Here is a 20831-nt window from a genome sequence, read left to right as displayed (position 1 = left end):
ATCGCGCGCGTCGCGAGCGCACACAACAGCATGCTCGGCTTGGCTCCCAAATATCTGTCCTGGCTCTGGCAGGGCTTCCTGCTCACGCTCGGCCTCGCGGCCGCGTCGGCGCTCGCCGCGACCGTCGGCGGGCTGCTGCTCGCCGTCATGCGGCATGCACGCGGCATGGCAGTGCGCACGGTAGCGGCCGGCTACGTCGTCGCGTTCCGCAATACGCCGCTGCTCGTGCAATTGCTGTTCTGGTACTTCGGCGTCGCGTCGTTGCTGCCCGATACGTGGATCACGTGGCTGAACGCGCGCCATGAACTGAGCGCGGGCCCGCTCACGCTCGCGTGGCCGTCGTTCGAGTTCGTCGCTGGCTGGGTCGGCTTGAGCGCCTATACGGCCGCGTTCGTCGCCGAGGAATGCGAAGCCGGGCTGCGCGGCGTGCGCCGTGCGCAACACGACGCGGCCGCGGCGCTCGGCCTCACGCCGATGCAGTCGCTGCGTTACGTGGTGCTGCCGCAGGCCGTGCGCATCGCGCTGCCGCCGCTGTTCGGCCAATACATGAATCTCGTGAAGAACTCGTCGCTCGCGATGGCGATCGGTGTTGCCGAGCTGTCGTATGCGTCGCGGCAGGTCGAGACGGAGACGTTCAAGACCTTTGCCGCGTTCGGTGTCGCGACCGTGCTGTACGTCGCCGCGGTGGCCGCGATCGAGGCCGGCGCCTACGCGGCCACGCAATGGCGCGACCGGCTCGGGGCGGGGCGTTGACGATGGATGTCTCGCTGCTGCTCGACAATCTGCCGTACCTGCTCGTCGGCGCGTTTCCGGACGGCCCGCTCGGCGGCGCCGCGCTGTCGCTCGTGCTGGCGATCGCGTCGGCCGTCGCGTCGGCGGTGCTGGGGGTGGCGCTCGGCGTCGCGATGGCGCTCGCGCGCGGCCCGCTGCGCGTGCTGCTGCTCGCGTTCATCGGCTTCTTTCGCGCGATTCCGGTGCTGATGCTGATCTTCTGGACGTACTTCCTGCTGCCGATGCTGCTGCACGTGGACGTGCCGGGGCTCGCGACGGTCGTGTGTGCGCTGGCGCTGATCGGTGGCGCGTATCTCGCGCATGCGGTGCATGCGGGCATCGTCGCGGCCGGCGACGGGCAGTGGCAGGCCGGGCTGTCGCTCGGGCTCACGCGCTGGCAGACGGTGCGCTACGTGCTGCTGCCGCAGGCGATCCGGATCATGACGCCGTCGTTCGTCAACCAGTGGGTCGCGCTCGTGAAGGACACGTCGCTCGCCTATATCGTGGGTGTGCCGGAACTGTCGTTCGTCGCGACGCAGGTGAACAACCGGCTGATGGTGTATCCGGCGCCGATCTTCCTGTTCGTCGCGGCGCTTTACCTGGTGCTGTGCACGTCGCTCGACGGCGCGGCACGCTGGCTGTTGTCGCGTCGCCCGCGTGCGGCGCGCATCGCGCAGGCCGCGGCCGAACGCACGGAACCCGTGCGGTGACTGCGGGCTGCGTCGCTGCTGCGCGAGCGGCGACGGGCGTGGCGGGGCTTCAGTGTCAGGACGTGCTGTAGTGCGTGTTGAAGACCGCGCGCAGCGTTGACGAGTCGGTCGCGAAGTCGCCCCACAGCGGGCCGTCGTTTTGCGCGAACGCGAACGGTGACGTATTGATCGACGCGAGGCGGAAGCGCCATTGCGCCGCTTCCTGGCGGAACGCGGTGAGCTGCATGTCGGACAGCCCCGTCTGCGCATTCGCGAGCGTGACGAGCGGATCGACCGGATCGTTCGCGACGCGCACTTCGAAGTGCAGGTGCGGGCCGGTGGCCGCACCGGTCATGCCGACCGAGCCGATGCGCTGGCCTTGTTTCACGGTTTCGCCCGTCTTCAGCCCGCGCGCATACGCGGACAGATGGGCGTAGTAGGTCGAATAGCCGTCCGCGTGATCGACGATCACGTAGTGGCCGTAGCCGCCCGGATCGGTGCCGACGAACGACACGACGCCATCGGCCGCCGCGTTGACGGGCGTGCCGGACGGCGCGGCGAGATCGACGCCCGTATGGAACGCCATCGCCTGCGACAGCGGGTGGACGCGTTCGCCGAAGAACGAGCTGATGCGCGTCCACTTGACGGGCATCGTGAACGCGGCCGCCTCGAGCGGTGCGCCGTCGAGCGTGTAGTACGCGCCGTGGTCGGCGCCCGGTGCGCGGAACCAGATCGCACCGAACGTGCGGCCCGCGACGCGCAGCTCGAGCGCGGTGAGGTGCGGCGTGCCGTTGTTCGTGTCGTACGCGACGCGGTAGTAGTCGCCGCGCTGCGCGCTGGCGCGCATCGCGACCTTGCCGGTGACGAGATCGCCGAGCTGGATGCGCACCTCGGGCGGCACGTCGAGACGGTTCAGCGTATCGGACAGCGTGAGCTCGATGTCGCCGGCGCGCGTCCCGTGCTGGTTTTCGGGCGCCGCGAACTGGAACAGGCTCGCATAGCCGAGCATGTCGTTGCGGTGCGCGCTGAGCGGCGCGAACAGGCCCGGCTGCGCGCTGCGGTCGCCCTGTTCGTTGAGTTCGTTGCGCTCGCCGAGCGTGCGCGCGAGCTCGCTCGTCACGAAATGCTGCGCGGTGGGAAACGGGGTATCGGACAGCACGCGCTGCGGCAGCGCGGCCGTGCCCGAATCGACGGCGCCCGGCAGTTGCGAGACGGCAGGCAGCGCGGCGGCGAGACCGAAGGCGGCGAGGGCGCCGAGCACGGCGGCCGGCACGAGCGCGCGCACGAGGCGCTGCGCGCGCCCGGGCGCGAAAGCATCAGGAGTTGCGGCAGGCTTGACCAAAGGTGTCCACATCCAGGAAACGGTTCAAAGAGGCGTGGGCAGCAGCCATCGGCGGCACATCCGTCGGGTGACGACGGGGCGGGCGACGGGCGTGCAACAAAACAGGCCCCGCCAGGGGCCTGTGTCGTTTCCGTTCGACCCAACTTGCGGGGTGCCCGCTTCGAACGGCGGCGTGAACTTTCCGGGTCGAACCCGGATTATCACGAAGACGCTAAAGAAAGATGACAGCGTCAGTCTACCGATGTTCCGCGAAACGTTAAAAATTTTAAAGGGGGTCAGCGCATTCGTTTCGCACTGCGGTAAATCGGGTTAAATCAGCATTTATTGCGTGACTTTTCTTCAGGTAGGCAATTTTTGCGCGCGCACGCGCAGTGCGGCGGAGGTCCTGACCGCGTCGAACCCGGCGTCGAGCATCGCTTCCGCGTCGTTCCACAGGTTGCCCCGCAGGCGGTTGGTCCAGATCATCGACGCGAACACGCCTTCGAGCAGCGACACGAGATGGACGGCCGCGAGGTGCACGTCGAGATCGGCGGCGATTTCGCCGGCGGCGATCGCGCGGCGCAGCAGCGCCTTCGTGATGCGCAGCATCTGCAGCTCGAGCAGCATGCGGCGCCGCTGCAGCGCGCCGTTTTCCTCGCTCTGCTCGCACTTCGTATAGAGGATCACCAGCACGCGCTGCATCGAGCCCGGCTCGCCGCATTGCTGCAGGTAATGCGATGCCGCGCGGCGCAGCGTCGCGAACGCGGGCAGGCTGTCGACCGCGTCGAAGCCTTCCGAGGTCCGCGCGAACGCGCGGTCGCACATCGCGAGACACACTTCCATCTTGTTGCGGTAGTGGCCGTAGACGGCGCCCCGCGACATGCCGGCGGCCTCGGCGAGGTCCGCCATCGCGGTTTGCGCGACGCCTTTTTCGAGCAGGACGAGCTCGGCGGCGTCGAGGATCCGGTGCTTGATGGCGAGCGATTCTTCCCGGGTCTTGCGGGCCATGGCGTGAATTTCCTTACAATTCGCTGTCGTTTTATTGAGACAGTGTGGCGGTTGTCTGGCAATCGCATCTATTTAATCAGTCGTGACTGATTATAATCGACCACCCTGAGCCGCCGCATTGTATCGACGGCGAACGATCCGAGGTCACACATGAATAACAAACGCTCCCTCGCGCGCCGCCTCCGGCTGGCGCCCGTCGTGCTCGCGGCCATGCTGGCCGTGGCCGGATGCGGAAAGGGCGACAAGGACAAGGCGCCGGAGGCCATTCAGAACGCGACGGTCGTGACGGTGCGTCCGACGGCCGTGCCGATGACCGTCGAATTGCCGGGCCGGCTCGACGCGTATCGGCAAGCGCAAGTGCGCGCGCGGGTCGCGGGCATCGTCACCGCGCGGACTTACGAGGAAGGCCAGGAAGTGAAGCAGGGCGCGGTGCTGTTCCGCATCGATCCCGCGCCGCTGAAGGCCGCGCGCGATGCCGCGCAGGGTGCGCTCGCGAAGGCGCAGGCCGCCGCGCTTGCGGCGAGCGACAAGCGCCGCCGTTACGACGACCTGGTGCGCGACCACGCGGTCAGCGAGCGCGATCACACCGAGGCCGTCGCCGACGACACGCGCGCGAAGGCCGACGTCGCTTCCGCGAAGGCCGAGCTCGCACGCGCGCAGCTGCAGCTCGACTATGCGACCGTCACCGCGCCGATTTCGGGCCGCGCACGACGTGCGCTCGTCACCGAAGGCGCGCTCGTCGGCCAGGACCAGGCGACGCCGCTCACGACCGTCGAGCAGCTCGATCCGATCTACGTGAATTTCTCGCAGCCGGCGGCCGACGTCGACGCGTTGCGTCGCGCGGTGAAGAGCGGGCACGCGACGGGGATCGCGCAGCACGACGTCACGGTGACGCTGCGGCGCGCCGACGGCACCGCATATCCGCTGAAGGGCAAGCTGCTGTTCAGCGATCTCGCGGTCGATCCGACCACCGATACCGTCGCGATGCGCGCGCTGTTCCCGAACCCCGAGCGCGAGCTGCTGCCGGGCGCGTATGTGCGGATCGCGCTCGACGCGGCCGTCGACCAGCGGGCGATCCTCGTGCCGCGCGATGCGCTGCTGCGCACGGCCGAGCGCACGTCGGTGCGCGTGGTCGGCACGAACGGCAAGGTGAAGGACGTCGAGGTCGTCGCCGACCAGATGAGCGGACGCGACTGGCGCGTCACGCGCGGGCTGTCGGGCGGCGAGCGCGTGATCGTCGACAACGCCGCGCAGTTCGCGCCCGATACCGCCGTCAAGCCCGTCGAGCAGGCATCGCCGACGAAAGCCGCGCAACCGGCGGCCGCCCGTCAAACCTGACCGGTTCAATAGACCAACATGGCACGTTTCTTCATCGATCGCCCCGTCTTCGCGTGGGTGATCGCACTCTTCATCATGCTCGGCGGCGCGTTCGCGATCCGCGCGCTGCCCGTGGCGCAATATCCGGACATCGCGCCGCCCGTCGTCAGCATCTATGCGACGTATCCGGGCGCGTCCGCGCAGGTCGTCGAGGAATCGGTGACCGCGCTGATCGAGCGCGAAATGAACGGCGCGCCGGGGCTGCTGTATACGTCCGCGACGAGCAGCGCCGGGGCCGCGTCGCTGTACCTGACGTTCAAGCAGGGCGTCAACGCCGATCTCGCGGCCGTCGAAGTGCAGAACCGGCTGAAGACGGTCGAGGCGCGGCTGCCCGAACCGGTGCGGCGCGACGGCATCCAGGTCGAGAAGGCCGCGGACAACATCCAGCTCGTCGTGTCGCTGACGTCGGACGACGGCCGGATGACCGACGTGCAGCTCGGCGAATACGCGTCGGCGAACGTCCTGCAGGCGCTGCGCCGCGTCGATGGCGTCGGCAAGGTGCAGTTCTGGGGCGCCGAATACGCGATGCGGATCTGGCCCGACCCGGTGAAGCTGGCCGGTCACGGCCTCACCGCGTCGGACATCGCGTCGGCCGTGCGCGCGCACAACGCGCGCGTGACGGTCGGCGACATCGGCCGCAGCGCGGTGCCGGACAGCGCGCCGATCGCGGCGACCGTGTTCGCCGATGCGCCGCTGAAGACGCCGGCCGATTTCGGCGCGATCGCGCTGCGCGCGCAGCCGGACGGCTCCGCGCTCCACCTGCGCGACGTCGCGCGCATCGAGTTCGGCGGCAACGACTACAACTATCCGTCGTACGTGAACGGCAAGGTCGCGACCGGCATGGGCATCAAGCTCGCGCCGGGCTCGAACGCGGTGTCCACCGAGAAGCGCGTGCGCGCGACGATGGACGAGCTGTCCGCGTATTTCCCGCCGGGCGTGAAGTACCAGATCCCGTACGAGACGTCGTCGTTCGTGCGCGTGTCGATGAACAAGGTCGTCACGACGCTGATCGAGGCCGGCGTGCTGGTGTTCCTCGTGATGTTCCTGTTCATGCAGAACCTGCGCGCGACGCTGATTCCGACGCTCGTCGTGCCGGTCGCGCTCGCGGGCACGTTCGGCGTGATGTACGCGGCCGGCTTCTCGATCAACGTGCTTACGATGTTCGGGATGGTGCTCGCGATCGGCATCCTCGTCGACGATGCGATCGTCGTCGTCGAGAACGTCGAGCGGCTGATGGTCGAGGAGGGCCTCGCGCCCTACGACGCGACCGTCAAGGCGATGCAGCAGATCAGCGGCGCGATCATCGGGATCACCGTGGTGCTGACGTCGGTGTTCGTGCCGATGGCGTTCTTCGGCGGCGCGGTGGGCAACATCTACCGGCAGTTCGCGCTGTCGCTCGCGGTGTCGATCGGCTTCTCGGCGTTTCTCGCGCTGTCGCTCACGCCCGCGCTGTGCGCGACGCTGCTCAAGCCGGTGTCCGGCGACCATCACGAGAAGCGCGGCTTCTTCGGCTGGTTCAACGGCTTCGTCGCGCGGTCGACGCAGCGTTATGCGACGCGCGTCGGCGCGATGCTGAAGAAGCCGCTGCGCTGGCTGGTCGTGTACGGCGCGCTGACCGCGGCCGCGGCATTGATGCTCACGCAACTGCCGAGCGCGTTCCTGCCCGACGAGGACCAGGGCAACTTCATGGTGATGGTGATCCGGCCGCAGGGCACGCCGCTTGCGGAAACGATGCAGAGCGTGCGCGACGTCGAATCGTATATTCGCCGCGACGAGCCGGCCGCGTACACGTTCGCGCTCGGCGGCTTCAACCTGTACGGCGAAGGGCCGAACGGCGGGATGATCTTCGTCACGCTGAAGAACTGGAAGGAACGCAAGGTCGAGCGTGACCACGTGCAGGCGATCGTCGCGCGTATCAACGAGCGCTTCGCGGGCACGGCGAACACCACGGTGTTCGCGATGAACTCGCCGGCGCTGCCCGATCTCGGCTCGACGAGCGGCTTCGACTTCCGGCTGCAGAACCGCAGCGGGCTCGACTACGCCGCGTTCAGCGCCGCGCGCGAGCAACTGCTCGCGGCGGGCGGCAAGGATCCGGCGCTCACCGACGTGATGTTCGCCGGCACGCAGGACGCGCCGCAGCTGAAGCTCGACATCGATCGCGCGAAGGCGTCGGCGCTCGGTGTGTCGATGGACGAGATCAACACGACGCTCGCGGTGATGTTCGGCTCCGACTATATCGGCGACTTCATGCACGGCACGCAGGTGCGCCGCGTGATCGTGCAGGCCGACGGGCTGCACCGGCTCGATCCGGCCGACGTGAAGAAGCTGCGCGTGCGCAACGCGGGCGGCGAGATGGTGCCGCTCGCGGCGTTCGCGACGCTGCACTGGACGCTCGGGCCGCCGCAGCTCACGCGCTACAACGGCTATCCGTCGTTCACGATCAACGGCTCGGCCGCGCCCGGACACAGCAGCGGCGAAGCGATGGCCGCGATCGAGCGGCTCGCCGCGCAGCTGCCGGCCGGCATCGGCCACGCGTGGTCGGGGCAGTCGTTCGAGGAGCGGCTGTCGGGCGCGCAGGCGCCGATGCTGTTCGCGCTGTCGGTGCTCGTCGTGTTCCTCGCGCTCGCGGCGCTGTACGAGAGCTGGTCGATCCCGTTCGCGGTGATGCTGGTCGTCCCGCTCGGCGTGATCGGCGCGGTGCTCGGCGTCACGCTGCGCGCGATGCCGAATGACATCTATTTCAAGGTGGGGCTGATCGCGACGATCGGGTTGTCCGCGAAGAACGCGATCCTGATCGTCGAGGTCGCGAAGGATTTGGTCGCGCAGCGCATGTCGCTCGTCGACGCCGCGCTCGAGGCCGCACGCCTGCGGCTGCGGCCGATCGTGATGACGTCGCTCGCGTTCGGCGTCGGCGTGCTGCCGCTCGCGTTCGCGTCGGGCGCCGCATCCGGCGCGCAGATGGCGATCGGCACCGGCGTGCTCGGCGGCATGATCACGGCGACGGTGCTCGCGGTGTTCCTCGTCCCGCTGTTTTTCGTGATCGTCGGCCGCCTGTTCGACGTCGGCCCGCGCCGGCGCGGCGGATCGCAGCCGGCGACGATGGAGGGTTCGCAGTGATGTTTGCATTGAAAGCATGCGCCGCACCGAGAATTCAGCTCGCGCTGGCCGCGGCGCTCGCGCTCGCAGGCTGCTCGCTCGCGCCGCGTTACGAGCGGCCGGCGGCGCCGGTGCCGGCCAGCTATGCGACGGTCGATGGCGGCACGCAGCAGGGCATCGGCCCGGCTGCGGCGGCCGACGCCGCGCTGCTCGACGACTGGCGCGCGTATTTCACCGATCCGGCGCTGCAGGCGTGGATCGACGCTGCGCTCGCGAACAATCGCGACCTGCGGATCGCGGCCGGCCGGCTCGACGAAGCACGTGCGATGTACGGCGTGCAGCGCGCGGACCTGATGCCGTCGGTCGACGCGGACCTCGGCTACGAACGCACGCGCCAGTACGACCCGGTCGTGCGCGAAAGCGCGGTGAGCGGGCTGTATCGCGCGGGCGTCGGCGTCAGCGCGTACGAGCTCGACCTGTTTGGCCGCGTGCGCAACCTGTCCGATGCGGCGCTCGCCGAGTATTTCGCGACGGGCGACGCGCAGCGCACGGTGCGCATCGGCGTGATTGCCGAAGTCGCGGGGGCGTACGTGTCGGAGCGATCGTTGCGCGAGCAACTGGCTCTGGCCCAGCGCACGCTCGACGCGCGCGAGCGCATCGCCGCGCTCACGCAGCGCCGCTACGCGGCCGGCACGAGCGACGCGATCGAATTGCGTTCGGCGGAGATGCTGGTCGCGTCCGCGCGGGCATCGCAGGCCGCGCTGCAGCGCGAGCATGCGCAATCGGTGCGCGCGCTGCAATTGCTTGCCGGCGACTTCGCGCGCAACGTGCCCGCCGACGGCACCGCGCTCGACACGCTCGCGATCGCGCCGGTGGCGCCCGGCGCGCCGAGCGCGCTGCTCGAACGGCGGCCGGACATCCGGCAGGCCGAGTCGCGGCTCAAGGCCGCGAACGCGCAGATCGGCGCCGCACGCGCGGCATTCTTCCCGCGCGTCGCGCTGACCACCGACTACGGCTCGGTCAGCGATGCGTTCTCGACCCTGTTCGCGGCCGGCACGAGCGTGTGGACGTTCGCGCCGCGCATCACGCTGCCGATTTTCGCGGGCGGTCGCAATCGCGCGAATCTCGACGTCGCGAATGCGCGCAAGCACATCGCGGTCGCCGAGTACGAGAAGACCGTGCAGACCGCGTTCCGCGAAGTGGCCGACGCATTCGCCGCGCGCGACTGGATCGATCGCCAGCTCGCCGCGCAGCAGGACGTCTACGCGGCCGACGGCGCGCGTCTGAAACTCGCCGAGCGCCGCTATGCGGGCGGCGTCGCGACGTATCTCGAACTGCTCGACGCGCAGCGCAGCACGTACGAGTCCGGGCATGAGCTGATCCGGCTCAAGGCGCTGCGGCTCGCGAATGCGATTGCGCTGTATCGCGCGCTGGGCGGCGGCTGGGCGCCGGGCACGGCAGGCGAAGCCGCCGCGTGATGGCTTGACCGGGGTGGCGGCGGCGTATTGCGATGCGTCGCCGCTGCCCCGGTCGGTGTTGCTTCTGTCGGGTTTCCGGCCGCGATCGACGACACATGCATGCGCGCGTCGTCGCCCCCGTTTTTCCTCCACGCAGTCGGGTTGAAGGGCCGCCTTCCATTCGACTCGCATCCCGGTGACCGATCGTGTCGCCGCCGGCCTCCGATCGTGGCGGACTTCCTCCTGTTTCGACTCCATCCAGTACCGCGCATGTCGTCCTCGCGCACGGCTTTACACGCCGATTTAATCCCGGCTTGACGATTCGATTAATTCGCGCATTGAGAACAATAAGGGGCGACAAAGCGTCGCGGTAAAACGTTTGTGCGAATTTCGCAATCGTTTGCGCGAAAGTTTCGCTGCGTTGAATATCGCTTGTTAATTTCCTGTCAGTTGAAAATCGTCGAATGTTTTCGTTGCGATTAGACAACGGTGGCGGGATTGGACTGTATTTTGTCATTTCATATCTGGTATCTGGCAAGTCCATATCCAGCAAGGCGAAGATGGGATATTTCAATCCATAAAAGGAATTTTCTTTAATTTTCAGTCGGTTCCGGAAAATAAAAAAGGACTGCGGAAGAAAATATGGGGATTGAGAATCGGCGGGAAGTGGTGGGTTTAAAAATACGTAAAAAGAAGATTGTCATTGAGATTTGACAATGATTTACAAAATTCTTTCACCCGTATCTCGATAATGCCGCCTCGTGTCGGACGGGAGCCAACCAACATGCTGCCTTTTGTATCCGCCACGTCGTCTGTTCCCTTTGCAATTCTCACGGAAAACGTCATGAAAAAATCCCTCCTGAGCGCGGTCGCACTCGCAGCCCTGTCCACCTCGGCCTTCGCAGCGGGTACCGGCACGATCAACTTCACGGGCGAGATCGTCGCGGGCGCATGCGGCATCGATTCGAACTCCGTCAACCAGACCGTGCAGCTCGGCAAGGTGCCGACCAACAAGTTCAAGCAAGCCGGCGACAAGTCGGACGCGGTGTCGTTCGACATCAAGCTGACGGACTGCGACACCAGCATCGCGCAGAACGCGTACTTCACGTTCACGGGCACGTCGAGCGCGGGCCAGCCGAAGCTGCTCGCGACGATCGGTTCGGCAACCAATGTGGGCATCCGCCTGCAGGCCGCGTCGGGTGAATACCTCGACAACGGCGCCGAACAGAAGGCGCCGACCCTGCTGCAAAACGGCACGAACGTCGCACGCTTCGCGGCGATGTACGAAGCCACGGCCGCTGGCGTCACGCCGGGTACGGCCGACGGCGTCGCGAACTTCACGGTCCGCTACCAGTAAGCGTCCGTGCCGGAGAAGGGGTGTGCACACCCTTTCTCCGTCTTCCTTGCCTTCAAGTCTCTACTTCCTCGGATTTCCGGTAGCGCCGCGTGCGAATCAGACATTCCTTCCTTTGCGTCTCCGTGCTGGTCGTCGGCAGCCCGAGCCATGCGACGGAATTCAATTCGTCGTTCCTCGACATCGACGGCACCAGCAATGTCGACCTGTCGCAGTTCTCGCAGCCCGACTTCACGCTGCCGGGCGAGTACATGCTCGACGTGCAGGTCAACGACCTGTTCTACGGGCTCCACGCGATCCAGTTCATCGCACTCGACGCATCCGGCGCGGGCAAGCCGTGCCTGCCGCCGGAACTCGTCGCGCGGTTCGGGCTGAAACCGTCCCTCGCGAAGGACCTGCCGCGCTTGCAGGGCGGACGTTGCGTCGATCTCGGCGCGATCGAGGGCGCGACCGTGCGTTACCTGAAGAGCGACGGACGGCTGAAGATCACGATTCCGCAAGCCGCGCTCGAATTCACCGATTCGACCTACCTGCCGCCGTCGAGCTGGTCCGACGGGATTGCTGGCGCGATGCTCGACTATCGCGTGATCGCGAACACGAACCGCAACTTCGGTTCGGGCGGCGGACAGACGAATTCGATCCAGGCCTACGGAACGATCGGCGCGAACTGGGATGCATGGCGCTTTCGCGGCGACTACCAGGCGCAGTCGAACGTGGGCAACACGGCGTATGCGGACCGCACGTTCCGCTTCAGCCGGCTTTACGCGTTTCGCGCGCTGCCGTCGATCCAGTCGACGGTGACGTTCGGCGACGACTACCTGAGCTCGGACATTTTCGACACGTTCGCGCTGACGGGGGCGTCGATCCGCAGCGACGATCGCATGCTGCCGCCTTCGCTGCGCGGCTATGCGCCGCTGATCTCGGGCGTCGCGCGCACCAACGCGACCGTGACCGTGTCGCAGGCGGGCCGCGTGCTGTACGTGACGCGCGTGTCGCCGGGCGCGTTCGCGCTGCAGAACATCAACACGAGCGTGCAGGGCACGCTCGACGTCACGGTCGACGAGGAAGACGGCAGCGTGCAGCGCTTCCAGGTGACGACAGCCGCCGTGCCGTTCCTCGCCCGTACCGGACAGCTGCGCTACAAGGCCGCCGTCGGCAAGCCGCGGCAGTTCGGCGGCGCCGGCATCACGCCGTTCTTCGGGTTCGGCGAACTCGCGTATGGGTTGCCGTTCGACGTCACGCTGTACGGCGGCTTCATCGCCGCTTCGGGCTATACGTCGATCGCACTGGGCGTCGGCCGCGATTTCGGCACGTTCGGCGCTGTATCGGCCGATGTCACGCATGCGCGTGCGCACCTGTGGTGGAACGGCGCGACGCGCAACGGCAACTCGTATCGCATCAATTATTCGAAGCACTTCGACGGGCTCGACGCGGACGTGCGCTTCTTCGGCTATCGCTTCTCCGAACGCGAGTACACCAACTTCGCGCAGTTCTCGGGCGACCCGACCGCATACGGCCTCGCCAACAGCAAGCAACGCTACTCGGCGACGATGTCGAAGCGCTTCGGCGACACGTCGACCTATTTCTCGTACGACCAGACGACTTACTGGGCCCGCGCGTCGGAGCAGCGCGTCGGCCTCACGCTCACGCGCGCGTTCTCGATCGGCGTATTGCGCAACCTGAACGTCAGCGTGTCGGCGTTCCGCACGCAAAGCGCGGGCGCGAGCGGCAACCAGTTCTCGGTGACCGCGACGCTGCCGCTCGGCGGCCGCCACACCGTCACGTCGAACCTGACGACGGGCAGCGGCAGCACGAGCGCGAACGCGGGCTACATCTATGACGATCCGGCCGGCCGCACCTACCAGATCAACGCGGGCGCGACCGACGGCCGCGCGTCGGCGAACGCGAGCTTCCGCCAGCGCACGTCGACCTACCAGCTGAGCGCGCAGGCGTCGACGCTCGCCAACGCATATGCGGCCGCGTCGCTCGAAGTCGACGGCTCGCTCGTCGCGACGCAGTACGGCGTGTCCGCGCATGCGAACGGCAACGCGGGCGATACGCGGCTGCTGGTATCGACCGACGGCGTGCCCGACGTGCCGCTGTCCGGCACGCTCACGCATACCGACTCGCGCGGCTATGCGGTGCTCGACGGGATCTCGCCGTACAACGTGTACGACGCGACCGTCAACGTCGAGAAGCTGCCGCTCGAGGTGCAGGTGTCGAACCCGATCCAGCGCATGGTGCTGACCGACGGCGCGATCGGCTTCGTGAAGTTCTCCGCCGCGCGCGGCAGCAACCTGTACCTGACGCTGACCGATGCGGCCGGCAAGCCGCTGCCGTTCGGCGCATCCGTGCAGGACGCGGCGAACGGCAAGGAGCTCGGCATCGTCGGCGAAGCCGGCGCCGCGTTCCTGACCCAGGTGCAGCCGAAATCCGCGCTGGTGGTGCGGGCAGGCGAACGCACGCTGTGCGCGGTGAACGCACTGCCGAACCAGCTTCAACTCGAAGGCACGCCGATTCCGGTGACGTGCCAGCCGCCCGGCGAGCCGCATGCAGCGGCCGCACGGGTCGAACGATGATTTCACGGATCCCGCATGAACCCTGTTTTCTCTCTTTCCTTCCCGCGCCGCGCGTCGTGCATGCTGGCCGTGGCCAGCGCGCTGCTCGCCGGCGCCGCGCACGCGGCGATCGTGCCGGACCGCACGCGCGTGATCTTCAACGAAGGCGAACCGGCCGCGATCGTCACGATCACCAACAAGAGCACGACGTATCCGTATCTCGTGCAGTCGTGGCTCGAGGACACGCGCGGCAACAAGATCACGTCGCCGCTGATGGTCGTGCCGCCGCTGCAGCGCGTCGAGGCGAACGAGCGCAACGTGCTGCGCATCGCGAAGCTGCCCGGTGCCGCGCTGCCGGCCGATCGCGAATCGGTGTTCTATCTGAACATCCGCGAAGTGCCGCCGAAGACCGATACGCCGAACACGCTGCAGATCGCGCTGCATACGCAGATGAAGCTGTTCTACCGGCCGAAGGGCGTGCAGCCGGCGCGCGACGAGGACTGGACGCTGCCGATGACGCTGCGCGTCGACGCGGCCGCGCACCGGCTCGTGTTCGACAATCCGACGCCGTACCACGTGACGGTGGTCGACGTGACGGCGGGCGCGCAGAAGACGCCGGTGCCTATCGAGCCCGTGATGGTGGACCCGATGAGCACGGCCGACGTGCCGTTCAAGGCCGCGACGCCGTCGACGCTGTTCATCACGCATATCGACGATTACGGCGGCCAGGTGGCGGTCGAATATGCGTGCGAGGCCGGAGCTTGCAAGAGCGTGAAGAAATGAGCGGGGGCATGCGAAGCGGGGCGGTGGCGCGGATGCCCGGATGGCTCGGGTCGTGCGTGTTCGCGCTGTTCGTCATGCTTGCGCAGCCGGCATGGGCGTTGAAATGTGTCGCGGACAGCGGCGGCATGTCGCTGACAGAGTCGATCGGCAACGTGGCGTCGTATCCGACCGACGCACCCGACGGCTACGTGATCTGGGTGTCGCCGCCGCGCACGACCACCGGCTATTGCTACAAGGACATCGCCAAGAACCTGCAGTACTTCGACGAGCAGATTTACTTCTACGCCAACCCTGAGAAGCAGAATCCGGTCGCGTGGGGGCTGGAAGTCGGGATTCGCTTCGAGGGCCAGGACTACTACGGGCGCAGCAGCCAGCCGGGAGACGGCATCGACACGCACCGCACCGTGAAAGCCTGCGACATGAGCGATCGGCAGGTGGAGGCCGGGCTGTGCCCGAAGTGGCCCATCAGCATCGCGTACCAGGTCGTCGTGCGCAAGCGTGGAGCGTGGGTGGCACCGCCGTCGGACATCTACGCGGTATTCCAGTTCGACGGCAAGTACGGGCTGAACAGCAAAGGGAGTTTCCGTTACAAGCTGAGCGGGCTGCAAAAGCTCAAGCCCACACCCTGTACGGTCGACGTGCTGGTCACGCCCGAGCCGGGCATCGTGAATTTCGGGCAGGTGCAGGCCTCGGGCAACGGGTTCCTGCCGGCCGTGCCGCGCAAGCGGTTTTCGCTGTCTCTGACCAAAAAGTGCAGCATTCCGGTGCGCGTCGACGGTTACTTCGAAGCGACGAAGGGTACTGTGCAGAACGGCCTGCTGGTGCCTGAAAGCAAGAGCAACTTTGGCATCGGCCTGGAAGACAGCCAGGGCAAGCCGATCGAATTCAACAAGCAGTTAACGCTCGCGCAGTTTGCGGCCAATGTCGCGAATCAGACCGTGTTGCTCGATGCGGTGCTCAAGTCGTTCGGACCACCGAAGATCGGGCCGTTCGACGCGTCCGCCACGATCCGGATTTTCCTGTATTGAGCGTTGCGCGGTATGAGCGACGTGTGTCGTAAAAAGACGTCGCCTGCACCGGAATTTCATTGGCGAACCGACGGAGGAGAAGGAGATGCATCTGAGACGCAGTGTCGTCGTGGCCGTGCTGGCCATGTCGGCTATGAGTGAAGGTCACGCACAGACGGTATCGGCTGGCGGTTATTCGTTGACGGTGATTGGCGACCTGGGCGGGCCGCGCGACATGCAGTACAACGGCAATGCCGTCAGCGCGGACGGCAAGACGATCATCGGTTCCTACTGGAGCGAAGCGCAGCCCGGTGGCTCGATGGCCTTTTCTTGGTCGGCCGCGACGGGCTGGCAGCGGCTTGCCGCGCCGGCGAACGCGTATGACTCGCGGGCACAGACGGTGTCGGCCGATGGGCGGGTGATCGGCGGTTCGATCGGCGCGCGCCAGGCGGACAGCGGCAACCTCGATCGATGGGCGGTGCGATGGCCCGGCGACGGTCGCACACAGAAACTCGTTCCGGATACGGCGGGCTGGGGCGCATGGGTCGAAGTTGCGAACCTCGCCGGCACGAGGATGGCGGGCAGCTTCACGGCGACAGACGGCCGGAACGCACGGTTCATGTGGGACCAGCCGAGGGGTTTCCGCGAGTTGCCGCCGAGCGGCGACTATGCCGTGCAGCTCCTGTCGATGACCTCGTCCGGGAATGCGGCAACCGGGTTCGCCGGCAATGTCGACGGCGTGTATGGCTCGCGTGCGCTCCTGTGGACAGAAGGATTCGGCGAACGACTGTTGCCGACGATCAACACGGGCGTGGCCAGAATGGATCTGGCCCGTGGCGTGACCGAAGACGAACGGACGATCGCCGGCTCGCTCGGCACCCTGGTGGTCACGCCGGATGGGCAACGGGTCGACTCGGAGGCCGTGCTGTGGACGAACGGCGGCGACAGCATCCAGCGGCTCGGTTTTCTCGACGGCGACAAGAGCAGCTACGTGTCGTCGATCAGCACGGACGGGCGGGTCGTGGTCGGAGAATCGAGCAACGGGCAGATAGACGGCACGCGTGTCTTCGTCTGGACGCCACAAAGCGGCATGCGCAGCCTCGTTGCGTTGCTCGAAGCGGCCGGCCTGTCGGTCGGCACGCTGAATCTGTCCGGTGTGATCGGCATGAGCCCCGACGGGCAGACCATCACGGGGCAGGGCTATCGCGAAGACGATCCCGACGGGAGGCCGCAATTCTGGCAAGTGCACATCGATGCGGCGACGCTGCGCGCGTTGCGGCCGGCGAGCGCGGGTGCGGACGCATTGCGGGTACGGGCGTCGCAGCCGAAGGCGATGTCACGCATGCTGGCGGCCAAGCCGAACGCAGCGATGCGGCGAGACGTCTGCCGCATGCCCGTCACCCCGACGTGGCTGGCGCAATGCCCGTTGCGGTTGCCGGCCGCACGCTAGCCAGCGTGGTTGCATGCAGGTGAAGCGATGAAACCAGGCGCCGGTTCCCCGGCGCCTGGTTTCGTTTACCGCACCCAGCGGCACACCTTGTGATGGTGATGCTCGAAATGGCACACGCGGTGCGGATGCGCTTCGGCGATGGCCGGCACGAGCACGGCGGCGGCAACAGTAGCGGCGGTCAGGGTTTTCAGTAGCGTCTTCATGTCGAGGTCCTGTCGTTCAGTATCGGGGCACGGGAGGGCAAGGCATTACCACTGCGGGCGCTGGTCGTCACGGCGCTCGTCCCTGCGATCGTCACGGCGCTCGTCGCGACGGTCGTCCCGGCGATCGTCATAACCACGCGGATGCCGCGCTTCCCAGTCGTGGCGCTCCCAGTAGCGTTGTCCGTCCCAGTAGCGATCGCCATGCCAGCCGACCGTCACTTCAGTCGGGCCAGGGTAGGCGACGCAACCGGTCAGCATCACGCTCGACAGTGCGCCAACCATGACAGCGGATAACACGATGGATTTCATGTCGTTCTCCCTTGGAAACAGCAATTCGATCGTACGAGCCCCCAAAATTTCGCGTGGTAATAAGTTGCTACGGCAAATAACGGCCGTAGGCTTTTAGTCAGATTAATGAAAGCTTGCGCCATCGCCATCCAAGCGGTGTGTGTGTCGCGCGATCGCGCCGTGCGCGGCACGGTGGCGCGCACGGCATGGATCGGCGGCCGTTTCCGGCGTCCGACACCATCCTTTCATGCAGAAAGCTTCCTGAATGCGGCAGGCTTCGTGGCTCCCGGTCCGTCCGCCAAAACGCCGATTCCATCTATTGATCAGACAAATCCGGACAACCGAAAGGGGTATTCGGTAATCGGATTGAGAATGATTTGCGTTTACGTTAAATTTCCCTATCTCGGAATTTGACGGAGCAGATCGATGGCCATGGCGGAAGTGCTCGACCGACCGGCGGCGGCAACGGCGAACCCGTTCCTCGGCAGTTATCCGGACCTGCCGTCGCGCCCCGCGCCGCGTGCGCGTCGTGCCGCGGAGCCGCGTGCGCAGGGCGCGCTGCTCGACGTGCTGATCTCGCATCGCGCAATGCTCGTCAATGTCGCGCGCGGCTTCGTCGGCTGCGCGAGCCGCGCCGAGGACGTCGTCCACGACGTATTCGTGAAGCTCGTCGAATTCCCGAACCAGGACGCGGTGCGCCAGCCGGTCGCGTACGTGACGCGGATGGTGCGCAACGCATCGATCGACGCGTGCCGCCGGCAAAGCCTCGAGAACGTCTATCACACGGAAGAGGACGACGGCTTCGACGTGCCGTCGCCGGAACCGACGCCCGAGGCCGCGCTGATGACGCGCGACACGCTGCGCCGCGTGTGGGCCGCGCTCGACGATCTGCCGGCGCGCAGCCGCGCGGCGTTCGAGATGGTGCGGCTGCGCGAGGAGACGCTGCAGACCGCGGCGCGCGCGTTGAATGTCTCGCAGACGCTGGTGCATTTCATGGTGCGCGACGCCGAGCGGCACTGCGCGGAGTGTCTCGACGCATGCCATCGCGGTGTCGCGTGTCCGGTGTTTCTCGGCGGTCGCGCGCGGCGGCGGTAAAAAATCGCGCCGGCCAATCGTCTTCAAGACAGGAGCGGCCGATTCGACAGTTCGCCGCTTCGCTTCCTTCAACCGTCTCCCGCTTTTTTCCGATCATGACGCAAGCCACGACGCCTTCCGCCGACACCGACGACCTGGTCTACACGGTCGTCATCAACGACGAAGAACAGTATTCGATCTGGCCGACGTTCCGGCCCGTGCCGTCCGGCTGGCGCGAGGTCGGCGTGCGCGGCCCGAAGGCCGACTGCCTCGCGCACATCGAGACGGTCTGGACCGACATGCGCCCCGCGAGCCTGCGCCGCGCGATGGACGGCGAGCGCGCGACGCGCGCGTCGTGACCCGTTGCGCCGCGCTGGCGGCGCGCCACCTGAAGAGGACGTTGCATGACCCTGCTTTCGTTGCCGACGCTCGACGACCTGCGTATCGAGCCGGGGCTGCCCACCGTCGTGTCGCCGCGCGGCGCCGACGGCATGTCGATCGACGAGGTCGCGCCGCTGGCGCGTGCCATCGCGGCCGATACGCTCGAACGGGCGGGCGGTGTGCTGTTCACGGGCTTTCACGTGCCGTCGATCGATGCGTTCCAGCAGTTCGCGGCGTCGTTCGGCGATCCGCTGATCGGCTATGAATACGCGTCGACGCCGCGCAGCCAGGTCGAAGGCGCCGTCTACACGTCGACCGAATACCCGCCGCACCGCGCGATTCCGCTGCACAACGAGCAGTCGTACACGCGCGAGTGGCCGCTGCGGATCTGGTTCCATTGCGCGCTCGCGGCGCCGAAGGGCGGGGCGACGCCGATCGCGGACAGCCGCGCGGTCTATCGCGCGCTCGATCCGGCGCTCGTCGCGCGCTTCGAGCAGCGCGAGCTGCTGTACGTGCGCAATTTCGGCCAGGGGCTCGACCTGCCGTGGCAGCAGTCGTTCGGCACCGACGAGCCGGCCGAGGTCGAGCGGATGTGCGCGGCGCGCGGGATCGAATGCGCGTGGCGCACCGACGACGACGGCGAACTGCTGCTGCGCACGCGCGAACGCTGCCAGGCCGTCGCGCGCCATCCGCGCACCGGCGACCGCGTGTGGTTCAACCAGGCGAACCTGTTTCATCTGTCCGCGCTCGACGACGACATGCAGGAAGCGCTCGTCGATGCAGTCGGGCTCGAGAACGTGCCGCGCAACGTGTACTACGGCGACGGCGCGCCGCTCGAGGCCGACGCGCTCGCGGAGATCCGCGGGGTGCTCGAGCGCCAGCGCATCGTGTTCCCGTGGCGCACGGGCGACGTGCTGATGCTCGACAACATGCTGACCGCGCATGCGCGCGACCCGTTCGAAGGGCCGCGCAAGGTGGTCGTTGCAATGGCGCAGAGCTACACGGTCCCGCGCGCGACCGAACGGAGGACCGATGACGCGTAGTACCGCCGCGCTTGCCGCGCGCGGATTGACGGTGGGTTATCGCGACCATGTCGTGATCGACGGGCTGGACCTGTCGATCGCGGCCGGCCGCGTAACGGCGCTGTGCGGCCCAAATGGCTGCGGCAAAAGCACGCTGCTGCGTACGCTCGCGGGCCTGCAGCCCGCGCGTGCGGGCCACGTCGACGTGAACGGCAGGCCGCTCGCGTCGTTTCGCCGTCGCGCGCTCGCGCGCGAGCTCACGATGCTCGCGCAGTTCAACCAGATCCCGTCGGGGCTGACCGTGCGCGAGCTCGTCGCGTACGGACGCTACGCGTATGGTGGCTTCCTGCGCGGGCTGTCGCGTGCCGATCATGCGGCGATCGACGAGGCGCTCGACACGAGCGGCCTCGCCGGCGACGCCGAGCGTGACGTCGGCGCGCTGTCGGGCGGCGAGCGCCAGCGTGCGTGGATCGCGATGGCGCTCGCGCAGCAGGCGCCGATCGTGCTGCTCGACGAGCCGACGACCTATCTCGACATCCATCACCAGCTCGACATCCTCGACGCGCTGCGCGCGCTGAACCGCGCGCGCGGGCTGACGATCGTGTGGGTCCTGCACGACCTGAACCAGGCGGCCGCGTACAGCGACGAGATCGTGCTGATGCGGGCCGGCCGCCTCGTCGCGCAGGGTTCGCCCGACGCGATGCTGGAGCCGGCGCAGTTGCGCGCCGCGTTCGGCGTCGACATGCTGAAGCTCGCGCATCCCCAGACGGGCGCGCCGATGTGCGTGCCGGCCTATGGGCCGCCGGCGGCCGGCACGCCGCACGCGTTCGAGCACGCGGTCGACCGGGATATCGCCGTATGACGACGGTCGCGGTGCGCAAGCGGCTCGCGGCGAGCGGGCAGCGCACGGTATCCGGCCGCCGCGCCGGTGCGATCGCGCTCGGCCTCGTCGTGCTGATCGCCGTGCTGGCGGTGCTGCGCGTCGCGCCGGA

General features: G+C 67.3%; 19 protein-coding genes. 15 read left to right on the top strand and 4 right to left on the bottom strand.

Features of this window, described 5'->3' with window-relative positions; translation table 11 throughout:
* Positions 1-30: 30 nt before the first annotated feature.
* Entirely contained in the window at positions 31-753 is a 723-nt protein-coding gene (locus F3J14_RS20800; RefSeq protein WP_166724627.1) for an amino acid ABC transporter permease, read from the top strand.
* Positions 754-755: 2 nt separating this feature from the next.
* The gene (locus tag F3J14_RS20795; protein ID WP_006754304.1) at positions 756-1481 is read left to right on the top strand and encodes an amino acid ABC transporter permease; all 726 of its coding nucleotides are present in this window, start codon (positions 756-758) and stop codon (positions 1479-1481) included.
* 55 nt (positions 1482-1536) lie between these two features.
* Here the strand turns inward: F3J14_RS20795 and F3J14_RS20790 are convergent, their stop codons facing one another.
* Together F3J14_RS20790 and F3J14_RS20785 are read right to left on the bottom strand one after the other, a co-directional pair.
* Complete coding sequence (locus F3J14_RS20790; RefSeq protein WP_211080379.1) at positions 1537-2814, bottom strand: M23 family metallopeptidase; 1278 nt, start codon at positions 2812-2814, stop codon at positions 1537-1539.
* Between the two features lie 327 nt (positions 2815-3141).
* Complete coding sequence (locus F3J14_RS20785; RefSeq protein ID WP_166724626.1) at positions 3142-3789, bottom strand: TetR family transcriptional regulator; 648 nt, start codon at positions 3787-3789, stop codon at positions 3142-3144.
* 150 nt (positions 3790-3939) lie between these two features.
* Between F3J14_RS20785 and F3J14_RS20780 the strand changes: the two genes are divergently transcribed.
* The 8 genes from F3J14_RS20780 (at position 3940) to F3J14_RS20745 (ending at position 16871) form a co-directional block, all read left to right on the top strand.
* Complete coding sequence (locus F3J14_RS20780) at positions 3940-5127, top strand: MexX/AxyX family multidrug efflux RND transporter periplasmic adaptor subunit (RefSeq protein WP_166724625.1); 1188 nt, start codon at positions 3940-3942, stop codon at positions 5125-5127.
* A gap of 18 nt (positions 5128-5145) precedes the next feature.
* On the top strand, positions 5146-8283 hold the full coding sequence (locus tag F3J14_RS20775) for a multidrug efflux RND transporter permease subunit (RefSeq protein WP_166724624.1): 3138 nt from the start codon (positions 5146-5148) through the stop codon (positions 8281-8283).
* A complete protein-coding gene (locus F3J14_RS20770; RefSeq protein WP_166724623.1) occupies positions 8283-9740 on the top strand; it encodes an efflux transporter outer membrane subunit in 1458 nt (485 codons plus the stop codon). The genes F3J14_RS20775 and F3J14_RS20770 overlap by 1 nt, the downstream gene beginning before the upstream one ends.
* A gap of 823 nt (positions 9741-10563) precedes the next feature.
* Positions 10564-11076, top strand: coding sequence for a fimbrial protein (locus F3J14_RS20765; protein ID WP_166724622.1), 513 nt, complete (start codon positions 10564-10566; stop codon positions 11074-11076).
* 122 nt (positions 11077-11198) lie between these two features.
* Entirely contained in the window at positions 11199-13652 is a 2454-nt protein-coding gene (locus F3J14_RS20760; protein ID WP_166724634.1) for a fimbria/pilus outer membrane usher protein, read from the top strand.
* Between the two features lie 15 nt (positions 13653-13667).
* Entirely contained in the window at positions 13668-14414 is a 747-nt protein-coding gene (locus F3J14_RS20755; RefSeq protein WP_166724621.1) for a molecular chaperone, read from the top strand.
* Positions 14411-15442: a fimbrial protein gene (locus F3J14_RS20750; protein ID WP_166724620.1), complete on the top strand. Its 1032-nt coding sequence runs from the start codon at positions 14411-14413 to the stop codon at positions 15440-15442. Before F3J14_RS20755 ends, F3J14_RS20750 begins: the two co-directional genes overlap by 4 nt.
* 85 nt (positions 15443-15527) lie before the next feature.
* Complete coding sequence (locus F3J14_RS20745) at positions 15528-16871, top strand: calcium-binding protein (protein WP_166724619.1); 1344 nt, start codon at positions 15528-15530, stop codon at positions 16869-16871.
* 65 nt (positions 16872-16936) lie between these two features.
* On the opposite strand, the gene F3J14_RS20740 is transcribed toward F3J14_RS20745, so the two are convergent.
* A complete protein-coding gene (locus tag F3J14_RS20740) occupies positions 16937-17074 on the bottom strand; it encodes an HHHH-motif protein (protein WP_166724618.1) in 138 nt (45 codons plus the stop codon).
* 45 nt (positions 17075-17119) lie between these two features.
* Positions 17120-17383 (bottom strand): hypothetical protein, encoded by a 264-nt coding sequence (locus F3J14_RS20735; protein ID WP_166724617.1) that lies wholly within the window; start codon positions 17381-17383, stop codon positions 17120-17122.
* Positions 17384-17488: 105 nt separating this feature from the next.
* Between F3J14_RS20735 and F3J14_RS20730 the strand changes: the two genes are divergently transcribed.
* The 5 genes from F3J14_RS20730 (at position 17489) to F3J14_RS20710 (ending at position 20701) form a co-directional block, all read left to right on the top strand.
* Positions 17489-17776: a hypothetical protein gene (locus F3J14_RS20730; protein ID WP_166724616.1), complete on the top strand. Its 288-nt coding sequence runs from the start codon at positions 17489-17491 to the stop codon at positions 17774-17776.
* Between the two features lie 12 nt (positions 17777-17788).
* The gene (locus F3J14_RS20725) at positions 17789-18457 is read left to right on the top strand and encodes an RNA polymerase factor sigma-70 (RefSeq protein WP_166724615.1); all 669 of its coding nucleotides are present in this window, start codon (positions 17789-17791) and stop codon (positions 18455-18457) included.
* 95 nt (positions 18458-18552) lie between these two features.
* Positions 18553-18795, top strand: a complete 243-nt coding sequence (locus tag F3J14_RS20720; protein ID WP_166724614.1) for an MbtH family NRPS accessory protein — start codon at positions 18553-18555, stop codon at positions 18793-18795.
* A 45-nt stretch (positions 18796-18840) separates the two neighbouring features.
* Positions 18841-19860, top strand: a complete 1020-nt coding sequence (locus F3J14_RS20715; protein WP_166724613.1) for a TauD/TfdA family dioxygenase — start codon at positions 18841-18843, stop codon at positions 19858-19860.
* Complete coding sequence (locus tag F3J14_RS20710; protein WP_166724612.1) at positions 19850-20701, top strand: ABC transporter ATP-binding protein; 852 nt, start codon at positions 19850-19852, stop codon at positions 20699-20701. Before F3J14_RS20715 ends, F3J14_RS20710 begins: the two co-directional genes overlap by 11 nt.
* The last annotated feature ends 130 nt before the right edge of the window (positions 20702-20831 follow it).

Origin of the sequence: Burkholderia sp. Tr-862, assembly GCF_011753085.1 — a bacterium.
GTDB lineage: Bacteria > Pseudomonadota > Gammaproteobacteria > Burkholderiales > Burkholderiaceae > Burkholderia > Burkholderia ambifaria.
The sequence above is the reverse complement of the archived record's forward strand: the minus strand, read 5'-3'. Positions and strand labels throughout refer to the sequence as shown.